The organism is Dyella japonica A8, assembly GCF_000725385.1.
Classification (GTDB): domain Bacteria; phylum Pseudomonadota; class Gammaproteobacteria; order Xanthomonadales; family Rhodanobacteraceae; genus Dyella; species Dyella japonica_C.
Genome location: NZ_CP008884.1, coordinates 4,688,759 through 4,701,458, shown reverse-complemented (window position 1 = coordinate 4,701,458; position 12,700 = coordinate 4,688,759). Strand labels below are relative to the sequence as shown.

Sequence of the window (12,700 nt, the reverse complement as noted above, 5' to 3'; positions counted from 1 at the left end):
GCGCGGCGGGGGTGTAGCGGGTCGTGCATGGTGTTCTCCACGTGGTCAGCGCATCGCGGCGCGCACGGTATCGAGCACATCCTGTTCGCGGGCCTGCAGTTCCTGCTGCAGATGATCCACGAATAGCCGGATGCGCGCAGGCAGGTAGGCGCGGCTGGGGTAGATCGCGTAGAGGTGGGCGTCCGGCAGGATCACGTCGTTCTTCAGTGGCACCAGCCGGCCGGCGCGCACGTCCTTGGCGATGTCCCAGGCGGATTTGAAGGCAATGCCGTGCCCGGCCACCGCCAGCGTGCGCATCAGGTCGCCGTTGTCGCAAGTCATCGCGGCGTCCACGCGCAAAGAGCGCGGGCCGTCGGGCGTCTGCACGATCCAGGGCAGCACGCCGTGTCCTGGCCGGTGCAGCATCAGGCAGCGATGCTGCTGCAAGTCGTCGGCGCTGCGCGGATGGCCGTGGCGATCCAGGTAGGCCGGGGAGGCGCATAGCACGCGGAAGTTGTTGGCCAGCCGGCGCGACACCAGCCGCGAATCGGCCATGGTGCCGCCGCGCACGGCCACGTCCACGCCGGCTTCGAACAGGTCGAGCAAGGCGTCCGAATTGGTCACCCGCAGGTGCAGCTGCGGATGCTGGTCCGCGAAGTTCGCCGCCATCGGGCCGATGTACTGGCGGCCCATGTCCACCGAGGCGGAGATGTGCAGCTGGCCGCGTACTTCCAGCTGGCGCAGCCCGACCGCCGAATTGGCGTCGTCCACGTCGGCGATGATGGCCTGGCAGCGCTCAAAGTAGATGGTGCCTTCGTCGGTGAGCACGAGGCGGCGGGAGCTGCGCTGGAGCAGGCGGACGCCCAACGCGGTTTCCAGCCGGGTCAGCCGCTTGCTGGCGGCCGCGGGCGACAGGCCCAGCTCCCGCCCGGCCGCCGACAGGCTGCCCTCGGTGACGGCGCGTACGAACAAGCGCATGTCTTCGAAATCGACCATCGTCCAGACGCTCCGACGCGCACCGGAAAGCCCGTCCCGGTTCCCGGCATCTTTAACTTTCAGGAAAAGATGCCTCTCTAGTTTGCGCAATTCCCGCAAGGGACGACAAGGCGCAAAGTGGCGCCCGTTTCCATCTGGGACCGTCCCATGAATGCCCCCTTTTCCGCTGAAGGCCCCCGCATCGGCGCGGCTGGCCAGTCCCGGCTGGCCCTGCTGGCGCTGTCTGTCGCGGCCTTCGCCATTGGCACCACGGAGTTCGTCATCATGGGCCTGCTGCCCGAGGTGGCGTCGGACCTGCATGTCAGCATCCCGTCCGCCGGCCTGCTGGTGTCGGGCTATGCGCTGGGGGTAGCTGCTGGTGCGCCGCTGCTGGCGGCGCTGACGGCCCGCATGGAACGGCGCAACGCGCTGCTGTTGCTGCTGGGCCTGTTCATCCTGGGCAACACCCTCTGCGCGGTGGCGCCCAACTATGGCGTGTTGATGGTGGCGCGCGTGGTCGCGGCGTTCTGTCATGGCTCGTTCTTCGGCATCGGCGCCGTGGTGGCGTCGCACGTGGTGCCGCGCGGGCAGGCCGCCCGCGCCATCGCGCTGATGTTCACCGGTCTGACCCTGGCCAATGTGCTGGGCGTGCCGTTCGGCACCTTCCTCGGTCAATGGGCCGGTTGGCGCTCCACCTTCGCCGCGGTCACCGGGCTGGGGCTGGTGGCAGCCATTGCTGTGTGGCGTCTGGTGCCGGCCCTGCCGGACTTGCCGTCACCCCACATGAAACGCGAGCTGGGTGTGCTGCGCCAGCCGCAGGTGTTGCTGGCGCTGCTGATGACCGTGCTGGGTTTCGGCGGTGTGTTCACCGTGTTCACCTACATCGCGCCGATCCTGCAGCAGGCCTCGCATGTGAGCGTGGGCGCCACGGGCTGGGTGCTGATTCTGTTCGGCGTGGGCACCACGGTCGGCAACATGCTGGGCGGCCGCCTGGCGGACTGGCGCCTGATGCCCTCGCTGATGGGTGTGCTGGCTGTGCTCGTGCTGATCATGCTGGTGTTCGCATGGAGCATGCACAACACCATCGCCGCCGTCGTTACCGTGTTCGTGTGGGGCGTGGCGGCGTTCGCCACGGTGCCGCCGCTGCAGATGCGTGTGGTGCAGCAGGCCAGCGAAGGTCCGCATCTCGCCTCGACGCTCAACATCGCCGCGTTCAATCTCGGCAACGCCATCGGTGCCTTCATCGGCGGCGCAATGATCGACATGCATCTCGGCCTGTCGTCGGTGAGTATCGCCGGCGCGGTCGTCGCCCTGTTTGGCCTGCTGGTGACGGCGATCAGCGCCGCGCTTGAACGCCGCCGCGTCACCCGCCTGGTGACCTGCGCCGCCAGTGCCTGATCCATCACACACCCCATCGAACGAAGGAACGTCATGACAACGCAAACCAAGGTCGCGCTGGTAGTCGGCGCGCAGGGCGTGATCGGCCGCAACCTGATCGATCACCTGGCGGCGAAGGAAGACTGGCAGGTGATCGGGCTTTCGCGTCGCGCTGGCGTGGATCAGGGACGTGTCCGCCATATCGCGGTGGACCTGCTCGACGCCGGCGACACGCGACGCAAGCTGGCTCCGCTCACCAGTGTGACGCATGTGTTCTACACCGCCTACCAGGATCGCCCCGGCTGGGCGGAGCTGGTACCGCCGAACATGGCCATGCTGGTGAACGTGGTCGATGCGATCGAACCGGTGGCGAGCAAGCTGGAACACATCAGCCTGATGCAGGGCTACAAGGTCTACGGCGGCCATCTCGGTCCATTCAAGACGCCGGCGCGCGAATCCGATGCGGCCTTCATGCCGCCCGAGTTCATGCACGACCAGCAACGCTTCCTCGAGGCACGCCAGCAGGGCAAGGCCTGGAGCTGGTCGGCGATTCGCCCTGCAGTGGTCGGCGGGTTCGCGCTGGGCAACCCCATGAACCTTGCGTTGGCCATCGCCGTGTATGCGTCGGTCAGCAAGGAACTGGGCCTGCCGCTGCGGTTCCCCGGCAAGCCGGGGGCATGGGACCGCCTGCTGGAAATGACCGACGCCGGCCTGCTCGCGCGTGCTACCGAGTGGGCTGCCACGGAACCGCGCTGCGCCAACCAGGCCTTCAACATCACCAATGGCGATCTGTTCCGCTGGAGCGAGATGTGGCCTTTCATCGCGGATTATTTCGGGCTGGCGCTGGCACCACCCCTGCCGTTGTCGCTGGCCACGGTGATGGCGGACAAGGAGCCGCTGTGGGACGCCATGCGCGAGCGCCACGGCTTGGCCCCGCATGCCTGGTCCGAGGTATCGTCCTGGCGCTTCGCGGATTTCGTGTTTTCGTGGGACTACGACATGTTCGGCGACGGCTCCAAGGCGCGCCGCTTCGGTTTCCACGAGCACGTCGAGACCAAGGCGATGTTCACGCGACTGTTTGATGACTTTCGCCGGCGCAAAATCATTCCGTGAGTTTTCGCTAGCCTTTGGAAACTCGTCATTCCCGCGTAAGCGGGAATCCAGTGCCTTGGCCTTTCGTGGCCTGAAAGTCGCTGGATTCCCGCTTGCGCGGGAATGACGAGCAAAGGTGTGGCCATCTTGAAGTCCCCTATCCATCCGCGAGGAAAACCGTATGAAAGCCGTTGCCTACCGGCAGATCCTGCCCATCACCGATGCGCAAAGCCTTGTCGACGTGGAGCTGCCGCAGCCGGCGCCCCAGGGGCGCGACCTGTTGGTGCGAGTGGAGGCCGTCTCGGTCAACCCGGTGGATACCAAGATTCGCCAGCGCGCCAACCCCGAAGGCAGCGACAAGGTGCTGGGTTGGGATGCGGCCGGCACGGTGGTGGCCGTGGGCGCCGATGTCACCTTGTTCAAGCCTGGCGATGACGTTTACTACGCCGGTGCCATCGATCGCCCCGGCAGCAACGCCCAGTTCCAGCTGGTGGACGAACGACTGGTGGGGCGCAAGCCTTCCACGCTCGACTTCGCGCAGGCCGCGGCCATGCCGCTGACCACCATCACCGCCTGGGAAATGTTGTTCGATCGTCTCGGCGTGCCGCGCGGCAGCACGCCGCGCAGCGGGGTGATTCTGGTCGTCGGCGGTGCCGGCGGCGTGGGCTCGATGGCGATCCAGCTGGTACGCAAGCTGACTAACTTCACCGTCATCGGCACAGCGTCGCGGGAAGACACGCAGGCCTGGGTGACGGCGATGGGCGCGCATCACGTCGTCAATCATCACGGTGACCTGGTGGCTGCGGTGAAATCCGTGGCGCCTCAAGGCGTGGATTACGTGCTCAGCCTTACGCATACCGAGCAGCATTTCCCTGCGCTGGTCGAGCTGCTCAAGCCACAAGGCAAGCTTGCATTGATTGATGATCCCGCCACGTTGCCGGACATCCGCCTGCTCAAGCCGAAGAGCCTCTCGCTGCACTGGGAGTTCATGTACACGCGTTCGCTGTTCCACACCGAAGACATGCAGGCGCAGCACCTGCTGCTCAACGAAGCGGCGGATCTGGTCGATGCGGGCGTATTGCGCACGACGTTGCGCGAAAACCTGGGAACCATCAACGCTGCGAACCTGCGTCGCGCCCACGCGCAGGTCGAGAGCGCAAGCACGATCGGCAAGGTGGTGCTGAGCGGTTGGTGAGTCGCGGGTCCATGCGAAAAGGGAGCGCCATGCGCTCCCTTTTCCTTTACGCGTCCCGCACCAGGCGGTCGGCGAGATGGCGTGCCTGCTGCCGGATCTCGGGAATCGCGGTGGATTCCCACAGCACACCGCGCAGCAGGGTGCCGATGGCGTAGAAGCGCGGCCACGCATGGTCGCCATGCATGACGCGGCCTTCCTTGGTGGCGGTGACGCCCAGGCCCAGGGGATCGGCGGTGACATGCCCGTTGGTGGACAGCTGGCGGATCAGCGGATGCATCGTGCGACGCACATCCGTATTCAGGCCCACCGTCTGGATCACCAGGTCGGCATCCATGGTTTCCATGCCCCGGCCATGCGGCAGGCGGATATCCAGATGCAGCTTGTCGCCCGTCACGTCCACCGCCTGCAGGCGGCCGCGCTGGCGGTGCAGCCGGCCGGCACTTTCCAGTGCCTTCATGGCCGCCATCACCTGCGGCGGCATGCGATGGCGCACGCGCTCCCAGGCCCAGCGCGCATGGCGCAGAAAGCGCGAGCGTTCCGCGTCAGGCAACAAGGCCCATAGCGAGGGCGTATGCGGGCGCAGGCTGTCGATCACCGTGCGCCAGTCGGCGCTTTGCGCGACGGACTCGCGCAGCAGGCGGATCCAGCTGCGGATGTACGGCTCGTCACGCATCGATTCGACCAGCTCGCTGCTGTCGTCGGCCGGTGCGGAGGCCTGGTGCAGGTGCGGTTCCGGCAGCAAGCCATGACGCGAAATGGCTTCGAACGTGGCGTTGGGCCAAAGTGCGGAGAGTTCCAGCAACACATCAACCGCGGTAAGGCCCAGCCCGATCAGCACGACCTTGAGCGGACGGGTGTCCGGCTTGGCGTGGGCCAGGAACCCCCACGGCTCGGTGACGTAGCGGCCGCTCTCGATCGCCGCGTCGGCGACGCCGGTCAGCGGCTGCGGTGGCAACGAGCCGATGGCCAGTACGGCGGCATCCACACGCGCATTCTCTTCGCCGTGGATGACAGTGACGCCATCACTCTCGGGCACGAGCGCATCCACCGTGAACGGCAGTACGCGCACGTCATGACCCGCCGCCCTTGCGCGTTCGAGCGCACGTTCCACTTCCGCTTCCAGATAGTCGCCGTAGAGACGGCGCGGCAGGAAGTCGGTACCGGCGATGGTGCTGTCGCCGCGCTGGGCGAAATCCAGGAATCCGTGCGGGCGTGCGGCAAACATGCTCATCGACGCCGCGCGGACGTTCAGCAGGTGCTTGTCCGAGCGCGTGCCATAGGCGACGCCACGCGGCGAATTGCCGCCGCCGGTGTACCAGTCCAGATGCAACGGCTGTGGCAGCTGGCGTTCCAGCAGTTCACTGAGCAGCGCTGCCGCTGCTGCGCCGCCGCCGATGATGGCGACCCTTCGATACATGCCATTCCCTTAAAAAAGCGTTTCTACGTGGGCGTGGATCAGGCGTACAGGCGGCCGGCAATGGCGCTGCGCTGCGGGCTCTTGGTCCACTGACCGGCTTGGCCGGCTTCTTGGTATGTGAAGTACTGTGCCAGATCGCCACCGTAGACGTGAAGCGTCAGCGCGGTTTCAGCTCGGGAAAGGTTGCGGCAGCGATGCGCGTGGCGGTCGTCGGCATCGAACCAGGTGACGTCGCCGGGGCCCAGCCAGTCGCGGCCCGTCAGGCGCAGGTTCTTCCCGTTTTCGCCGCGATCCCACGATTCCACTTCGAGCGCACCGTGCAGTGCCAGCTCCAGGCCCCATAGGCCGTCGTGATCGTGGATGGGCGTGCCGTAGTTGGCCGGCCACGCCATCACCAGCACGCTGATGTCCGGCTTGTTGCGCTGTGCCACCAGCCAGCGTTCGAAACCCTTTTCGCGCGTGCGCAGGTCGGCGAGGTCGTCGGCCAGCGCGTGCTTGTTCTGGTATACCGCGCGGCTCAGTTCCCTTGCCATCGTGGCAAGGTCAGGGTGTTCGCCCACGCCATAGTCAAACGCAATCTCACGCAGCGCCTTGAGGTGTTGCATGTGTTTGGCCATGCGATGTTACTCGACAGAAACCGGCGCGCAGTGGACCATTTGCCTCGTTAAAGTCCTGTAACACACGCTGATTGCAAACGCGCGGGATGGCATGACTTTCGCGACATGCGCAGCGTTCCGCAAAAGCGCACGATGACACTCGAGAGGGCCTTGAAAACCGTATGGGGTGCCTCAAAACGTCGATGCGCATGGTCGCCGACGATGAGCCGAAAGGAGAAGCGTCATGATTGCGATGAGCGTGCTCTTGATGGTGGTACTGGGACTCTGGCTTGGGGCCGTCACGATCGGCCTGGTGTTCAAGCTTGTCTTCAGTCTGGTTGGCGGTCTCTTCAGCCTGATCGGCGCCTTGCTCGGCCTATTCCTCGGCGGCGTCGCGCTGCTGGTCGCGGTGCCCATCGTGGCGCTTGCCCTGTTGCCCGCGTACCTGCCGGTGATCGTCGTGGCGGCGGTGATATGGGCCATTGTGCGCGTAGCGCGCGGCCCCGCGCACACGGCGACCGCCAACGCCCATTGAGAACTTCGATTGCCGTGGAATGGCCCGACCTGCCGCTGGATGCAGGCCGGGCCTTCCCTCACCGATGGATGGTGGCTACAGCTCGCTCAGGTTGAACGTCACCGGCACGCGTGCCCATGCACGCGCGGGATGGCCATTCACTGTGGCCGGCTCGAACTTCCAGCCCTTCAGTACCTGGTCTTGCGCGCTGCGGTCGAGCAGGGTGGAGCCGCTGCTCTTCTCGATGCTGACCTCCTGCGGGATGCCCGCCTCGTCGACCAGTACCTTCAGGATCACCTGGCCCTGCATGTGGGCATGCAACGCCTGCGCCGGGTATTTGAGCGGCGTCGCGCGATAGGCCAGCGTCGCTTCCACCGCCGCCCCCGTGTCGATCGTCGGCGGTGCCAGCGTTGGTGTTGCCGGCGGCGCGGCCACCGTGCCGTCATCCGATGTTGCAAGTACGGGCGCGGGTACGGGTTCCGGATGGGGCACGGCCGGCGCATGCGTGGGCGCTTTCTGTAAGGGTGGCCTCTTCAGGTCGATGATCGGCGGTGGCGGCACTTCTTTCTTCGGCGTGATCCAGCTGATCGGTATCGCGGTGACGCGTTGCACCTGCTGTACCAGTTGCGGGGCCATCGGCCGCATGACGGCGATGAGCGCAGCCAGGTTCAGGGCGATGGCGGCACTCATGGCAGCGACGCGAACGCTGTCGGGATGGGCGTGACGGGGTACAGCCAGGCTTGCGGACGACATGGGCGACCTCCTGACGTATCGATGTTGGGTTGTCGCACCCGACACGCTGCGGGGAGGCAGTGGGGATCGCGCGGGCGCGATTTCACCGTAGGCCTACTTATGGGACTTGCACAAGTAGCCGTATAGAGGGCTATTCTGGGCGGTGCACCCTGACTGGCCTGGAAACGGTTTTTTCAGTGCGCCACCAGCATTGGCACGTCGCCATGCATGAACAGGTGGCGGGTGGTTCCACCCAGCACCATCTGCGCCAGGCGCGAGCGGCTCCAGGCACCCATCACGATCAGGTCGGCGCCCTGCGCATGCGCGGCATCCAGCACGGCGGGTCCGGCCGCGTGGCTGGGGCCGGCGTCCAGCGTATCGATGCGGGCGTGGATGCCATGACGCTGCAGCCAGTCGGCCAGCCCGGGCGGGGGCAGCACCGGCAACATGTCCGCATTCATTTCGCTGCCGTCGAGCACGCGCACGTCGTCGGCCTTCTGCAGCAGCGGCACGGCGGCGGCCAGGGCAAGCGCGGATTCGCGGCTGCCGTTCCAGGCCACCAGCACGCTGGCGCCCAGGGTTGGCACGGGCGCGGTGTCCGGCACCACCAGCACCGGCCGGCCGCTGGCGAACACGCAGCGCGATACCGAGCCGAAGCCGACCGGGGCGTCGCTGCGCTTCTGGCTGCGCTCCATTACCAGCATGTCGTAGCCCGACGCTGCCTGGCTCACGGCCTGCACGGTGTCGCCCTGGGTGACCCGCCAACGCCCCGCCAGCGAGCGTGCGGCCAGCGTCTCCCGCCAATGGCCGTCGCGCGTCTGCGCTTCGGCGACCCGGCGCTGGGTTTCTTCCAACTGCACGGGCACGGCCTCGGGCAGGCTGAAGGCGGTGGCGGGGAGGTCGGCGACGTACAGCGCGTCGAGCCGTGCGTGGAGGCGTTGCGCCAGGGCCATGGCGGCGCGGGGGGCGGCGGCGCCCAGGTCCAGATGATCCAGATGCAAGAGTAGGTCGATCGCTGACATGGCGCTTCTCCCGATTCCCGGTCCGCCCCCAGCATAGAACCTGCCGTCGGTGACGGTGTAGCGGGCGTCGTCTCGGGCTTCAAAAAAAAGCCCCGCACAGGATGGCGGGGCGGCAAGGCCGGGCGTCGGGGGAGAGAGAGGGGACGCCCGGTTGTGCCATTTTTCCCCGGTGCGGCTTGTTCTGGCGTACAGCCCGGGTGAAAGAGGTATTCACGCCTCAGACGGTGCGTGCTTGCCAGAATCCTTGACGCGCCGTGCGATGGCGGTGCGGCTTGCATGGGAGGCGTGTGATGGGCGCGACAAAGTTTGCGGCGGCCTTGGTGTTGGCGTTCGCCGGCGGGATGGCATCGGTCCCGGCGCGTGCCGGCGACCTGGAGTGCAAGATGAATTTCCGTCTCTCGGGCTGGTCGGTGTTCTATCAGACGGCCACCGGCAGCGGCACCGTCCATTGCAGCAACGGGCAGAGCATGGGCGTGCACATCCGCGTCAAGGGCGGTGGCCTGACCTTCGGCAAGAGCCAGATCGACGACGGCGTCGGCAAGTTCTCCGGCATCAGCAGCATCAGCGAGATCAAGGGCCACTACGCCGACGCGGGCGTGCATGCAGGGGCCTCCAAATCCGCCGGTGCGCGCGTGATGACCAAGGGCAACGTCTCCCTGGCGCTCAGCGGCACGGGCAAGGGCTGGGACATCGGTGTGGCGTTCGGCGCCTTCATCATCGAGTGACGGTGGTGCGGCGGTCCTTCGCTGGCGGCATGGGTTGATCCACGACGGGGCTGCGCGGCGTTTCATACGCGGCGTGGCCTTGCAATCACCCGTGGGGCCGCTAAGGTGACGGAGCCGTACCCTTCGGTACGTTCCGTCCAAGGACTTTCCCCATGTCTGCCACCTCCGGCACGGCGCTCCCCCGCTATGCCTTCGGCGACGAGCTCGCCAGCAGCGTCATCCACGGCATCGGCATCCTGCTGAGCATTGCCGGCCTCGCCACGCTGGTGGCGTTCGCGGCGCTCTACGGCGACGCGCGCGCCGTGGTGGCGAGCGCGGTGTTCGGTTCCACGCTGATCCTCTGTTACACGGCTTCCACGCTGTACCACTCCATTCCCGGCGTGATGGCCAAGCGCGTGCTGCGCACGCTGGACCACATCGCCATCTTCCTGTTGATCGCGGGCACCTATACGCCCTTCACCCTGATTGCCTTGCCGGGTGCCTGGGGCTGGAGCCTGTTCGGTACGGTGTGGGCGCTGGCCGTGATGGGCAGCGCGCTCGAGCTCGGCCTGCTGAAGAAGTACCGCAAGCTCGCCGTGCTGATGTACGTGGGCATGGGCTGGGTGGGAGTGATCGCCTTCAAGCCCCTGCTCGCACACCTGCAGACCGGCGGCATGGTGCTGCTGCTGGCAGGCGGGGTGGCCTACACGCTGGGCGTGCCGTTCTATCTGTGGCGCAAGCTGCCGTACCACCATGCGGTGTGGCACTTCTTCGTGCTGGCGGGCAGCGTGCTGCACTACCTGGCCGTGCTGTTCTACGTGTTGCCCGACGCGCCGGCGTGAAACCGGACATCCAGGCCATGCGCAGTGAGCTGGAGGACGCCGCCACACATCTGGGGCGGCCACACGACCTTCGGTTCAAGGCCATGTTCGGCGGCCTGATGGCCTGGTTCGGCGAGAAGCCGTGCGCATGGCTGGGTTCGCACGGGCTGGCGCTGCGCCTGGCCGAGGCGGACCAGCCCGCCCTGCTGGCGGAGCCGGGCGCCGCGCGATTCCGTCATCGCCCGGACGAACCGCCCAGCCGCGACTACATCCTCGTGCCGCCCGCGCTTCGTCGCGATACCGCCCGCTTTGCGGAATGGCTGGAACGCAGTGGCAATGTACCCGCCCCGCAAAAAAAGAGGCCGCGCCCGAAAGCGCGGCCCCGTTCCGAATAGCCTGAGTATGTCGTCATTCCAGCTTTCGCTGGGATGACGAGCCAGTCGAGGTACCCGCTACTTCTTCTTCTGCGACGGAATGAACTGCGTGCGCACCGCTTCGGCCAGCTGTTCCGGCGGCAACAGGCCCTGGCCGATCACAAAGTCGTTGAAGGCCTGGCGGTTGAAGTCCTTGCCCAGCGCCAGCTCGGCGTTCAGTCGCGTCTGCTGCAGGCGCATGTATCCGTAGAAATACGCAGTGGCCTGGCCGGGGCTGTTGAAGGTGTAGCGGTCCAGTTCCTGCTGGGTCATGGCTTCGGACAGGCCCACGTCGTTGCGCAGCACGTCGTGTGCCCGCTCCTTGGTGATCAGGCCCAGGTTGAGCATCGGATCGAGGTAGGCGCGCGCGGCACGCTGCAGGCGGGCCTGCAGGGCGATGAACTGGCCGGCCGGCGGTTCGTACGGCAGCATTTCCGACTCGGCGTACAGCGCCCAGCCTTCCACGTTCACGCTGTTGAAGGCGAACAGGCTGCGCGCCAGCGACACGCCGCGCTCCACCATCGCCGCGAACTGCAGCTCATGGCCGGGGCGGCCTTCGTGCGCGGTCAGCGTCCACGCGGCGGCCTTATACGTGAAGTCGTCATACGAATCGGACTTGCCGCCGCTGGGGTTGCCCATGGTGAGCACGAAGGTGCCCTGCTCGCCGTGGTTGTTGATGAACGGGGGCGGGTCCATGTGCGGTGCCGGTACGGCGGCGGTTTCCGCTTCCGAGGCCAGGCGCATCTGCATCTTGCGCTGGGGCAGGGTGATGATGTGCTCGCGGCGGATGATGTCTTCGATATGGCCGATGATCTCGTGGTACCAGGGCACCACGTCATCCTTGCCCAGCTGCTGCTTCTTCAGCGCCTTGAGCACGTCGCGGTAATCGGTGGCCTGGATGTTTTCATCCTTCGCCACCACCGGCGCGATCATCTGCATCATCGAACGCAGCTCGGTGAACTCGAACTGGGCTTCCTTGATCAGCTGCTCCGGCGGAATATCGATGCCGACCTGCTTGAGGTTGTACGCATACAGCGGCTCCGGCAGGCGGAAGTCCGCACGCGCGCGCGGCACGATGGTGGAGCGCACCCAGCCGTCGTAGTCCTTGAGCTGGCTGTCCAGCGCGTCGAGCGCGGCCTTGCCCTCGGCATCGTCCAGCTTGTACTTAGCGAACAGCTGGCGGATGCCCTGCGCATAACGCTGCGTGTTGCTGAGCTTCTGCTCCACTTCGTTCTTGTACGGGCCGATCAGGTCCTTCTCGCCGATGCGTGCCTGGGTCTGCGCCTTGGCCAGATCGGTGATCGGCGTGCAGCCAGGCGCTTTGCCGACATAGCAGGCCAGGCGCTTCACCGCTGACGGGCGGCGCTTGGCGTCCACGTCGTCCTTCAGCAGCGCGAACTCGCCCTGGAAGATCAGCTGGCCCACGTCCTGGTACGGCAGCATGTACTTGTGGGTGAGGTCGATGCCTTCGATCTGCTGGTCCGCGGCCTTGATCATGATCTGCAGATCCTGGCGGACGTTGGCGTCCTTCTCGCCGGCCAGCATGTTTTCGAGCTTCGCCTTCGCATCGACCAGCGCGGCGCGCGAACGCGCGTCGACATCGGGCTTGAGGTCGGCGACCTTGTCGTCGTATCCGGGAACGCCGATCTGCGAGGCGAATTCGGGACTGAACTTCGCCATCACATCGAGCAGCACCTTCGCGTCGTCGTTGCTGCGATCGATCCAGGTGGGCGACTTGGTATCCGCATGGGCGGAACCGATGGCGGCCAGCGATACCGCCAGCGCCAGGGCAAGACGTTTGGACATGAGGGCTCCCCGAAGATGAAGTGCCCCGAGCCTATAGGGCGCGGTGGCGGCCAGCCA

13 protein-coding genes are annotated in these 12,700 nt (G+C 66.3%); 7 read left to right on the top strand and 6 right to left on the bottom strand.

Features of this window, described 5'->3' with window-relative positions:
- Positions 1-45: 45 nt before the first annotated feature.
- Positions 46-975, bottom strand: coding sequence for a LysR family transcriptional regulator (locus tag HY57_RS20090; protein WP_019465229.1), 930 nt, complete (start codon positions 973-975; stop codon positions 46-48).
- Between the two features lie 147 nt (positions 976-1,122).
- Here HY57_RS20090 and HY57_RS20085 point away from each other — a divergent pair, with 147 nt between their 5' ends.
- The 3 genes from HY57_RS20085 (at position 1,123) to HY57_RS20075 (ending at position 4,618) form a co-directional block, all read left to right on the top strand.
- Entirely contained in the window at positions 1,123-2,352 is a 1,230-nt protein-coding gene (locus tag HY57_RS20085) for an MFS transporter (RefSeq protein WP_019465228.1), read from the top strand.
- 33 nt (positions 2,353-2,385) lie between these two features.
- The gene (locus HY57_RS20080) at positions 2,386-3,444 is read left to right on the top strand and encodes an SDR family oxidoreductase (protein ID WP_019465227.1); all 1,059 of its coding nucleotides are present in this window, start codon (positions 2,386-2,388) and stop codon (positions 3,442-3,444) included.
- 160 nt (positions 3,445-3,604) lie between these two features.
- Positions 3,605-4,618: a zinc-binding alcohol dehydrogenase family protein gene (locus tag HY57_RS20075; RefSeq protein WP_019465226.1), complete on the top strand. Its 1,014-nt coding sequence runs from the start codon at positions 3,605-3,607 to the stop codon at positions 4,616-4,618.
- Positions 4,619-4,664: 46 nt separating this feature from the next.
- Here HY57_RS20075 and HY57_RS20070 read toward each other — a convergent pair whose 3' ends face one another.
- Positions 4,665-6,035 (bottom strand): FAD/NAD(P)-binding protein, encoded by a 1,371-nt coding sequence (locus HY57_RS20070; RefSeq protein WP_019465225.1) that lies wholly within the window; start codon positions 6,033-6,035, stop codon positions 4,665-4,667.
- Between the two features lie 38 nt (positions 6,036-6,073).
- Positions 6,074-6,652 (bottom strand): cysteine dioxygenase, encoded by a 579-nt coding sequence (locus tag HY57_RS20065; protein ID WP_019465224.1) that lies wholly within the window; start codon positions 6,650-6,652, stop codon positions 6,074-6,076.
- A gap of 223 nt (positions 6,653-6,875) precedes the next feature.
- On the opposite strand from HY57_RS20065, the gene HY57_RS20060 reads away from it, so the two are divergent.
- Complete coding sequence (locus tag HY57_RS20060) at positions 6,876-7,166, top strand: hypothetical protein (protein ID WP_019465223.1); 291 nt, start codon at positions 6,876-6,878, stop codon at positions 7,164-7,166.
- Between the two features lie 75 nt (positions 7,167-7,241).
- Here HY57_RS20060 and HY57_RS20055 read toward each other — a convergent pair whose 3' ends face one another.
- Both HY57_RS20055 and HY57_RS21020 read right to left on the bottom strand, forming a co-directional pair.
- The gene (locus HY57_RS20055; protein ID WP_026033916.1) at positions 7,242-7,898 is read right to left on the bottom strand and encodes an energy transducer TonB; all 657 of its coding nucleotides are present in this window, start codon (positions 7,896-7,898) and stop codon (positions 7,242-7,244) included.
- Positions 7,899-8,071: 173 nt separating this feature from the next.
- Complete coding sequence (locus HY57_RS21020) at positions 8,072-8,899, bottom strand: universal stress protein (RefSeq protein WP_019465221.1); 828 nt, start codon at positions 8,897-8,899, stop codon at positions 8,072-8,074.
- A gap of 290 nt (positions 8,900-9,189) precedes the next feature.
- Here HY57_RS21020 and HY57_RS20045 point away from each other — a divergent pair, with 290 nt between their 5' ends.
- The 3 genes from HY57_RS20045 (at position 9,190) to HY57_RS20035 (ending at position 10,819) form a co-directional block, all read left to right on the top strand.
- Positions 9,190-9,624, top strand: a complete 435-nt coding sequence (locus HY57_RS20045) for a hypothetical protein (protein ID WP_019465220.1) — start codon at positions 9,190-9,192, stop codon at positions 9,622-9,624.
- A gap of 152 nt (positions 9,625-9,776) precedes the next feature.
- Complete coding sequence (trhA, locus tag HY57_RS20040; protein WP_019465219.1) at positions 9,777-10,445, top strand: PAQR family membrane homeostasis protein TrhA; 669 nt, start codon at positions 9,777-9,779, stop codon at positions 10,443-10,445.
- Between the two features lie 17 nt (positions 10,446-10,462).
- Entirely contained in the window at positions 10,463-10,819 is a 357-nt protein-coding gene (locus tag HY57_RS20035) for a TfoX/Sxy family protein (RefSeq protein ID WP_038581478.1), read from the top strand.
- 57 nt (positions 10,820-10,876) lie between these two features.
- On the opposite strand, the gene HY57_RS20030 is transcribed toward HY57_RS20035, so the two are convergent.
- Complete coding sequence (locus HY57_RS20030; protein WP_019465217.1) at positions 10,877-12,643, bottom strand: DUF885 domain-containing protein; 1,767 nt, start codon at positions 12,641-12,643, stop codon at positions 10,877-10,879.
- Positions 12,644-12,700 lie beyond the last annotated feature (57 nt).

Excerpts from the sequence above, each read along its gene's own strand:
- HY57_RS20090 (WP_019465229.1), bottom strand. The coding sequence starts at position 975 with ATGGTCGATTTCGAAGACATGCGCTTGTTCGTACGCGCCGTCACCGAG.
- HY57_RS20085 (WP_019465228.1), top strand. The coding sequence starts at position 1,123 with ATGAATGCCCCCTTTTCCGCTGAAGGCCCCCGCATCGGCGCGGCTGGC.
- HY57_RS20080 (WP_019465227.1), top strand. The coding sequence starts at position 2,386 with ATGACAACGCAAACCAAGGTCGCGCTGGTAGTCGGCGCGCAGGGCGTG.
- HY57_RS20075 (WP_019465226.1), top strand. The coding sequence starts at position 3,605 with ATGAAAGCCGTTGCCTACCGGCAGATCCTGCCCATCACCGATGCGCAA.
- HY57_RS20070 (WP_019465225.1), bottom strand. The coding sequence starts at position 6,035 with ATGTATCGAAGGGTCGCCATCATCGGCGGCGGCGCAGCAGCGGCAGCG.
- HY57_RS20065 (WP_019465224.1), bottom strand. The coding sequence starts at position 6,652 with ATGGCCAAACACATGCAACACCTCAAGGCGCTGCGTGAGATTGCGTTT.
- HY57_RS20060 (WP_019465223.1), top strand. The coding sequence starts at position 6,876 with ATGATTGCGATGAGCGTGCTCTTGATGGTGGTACTGGGACTCTGGCTT.
- HY57_RS20055 (WP_026033916.1), bottom strand. The coding sequence starts at position 7,898 with ATGTCGTCCGCAAGCCTGGCTGTACCCCGTCACGCCCATCCCGACAGC.
- HY57_RS21020 (WP_019465221.1), bottom strand. The coding sequence starts at position 8,899 with ATGTCAGCGATCGACCTACTCTTGCATCTGGATCATCTGGACCTGGGC.
- HY57_RS20045 (WP_019465220.1), top strand. The coding sequence starts at position 9,190 with ATGGGCGCGACAAAGTTTGCGGCGGCCTTGGTGTTGGCGTTCGCCGGC.
- trhA (WP_019465219.1), top strand. The coding sequence starts at position 9,777 with ATGTCTGCCACCTCCGGCACGGCGCTCCCCCGCTATGCCTTCGGCGAC.
- HY57_RS20035 (WP_038581478.1), top strand. The coding sequence starts at position 10,463 with ATGCGCAGTGAGCTGGAGGACGCCGCCACACATCTGGGGCGGCCACAC.
- HY57_RS20030 (WP_019465217.1), bottom strand. The coding sequence starts at position 12,643 with ATGTCCAAACGTCTTGCCCTGGCGCTGGCGGTATCGCTGGCCGCCATC.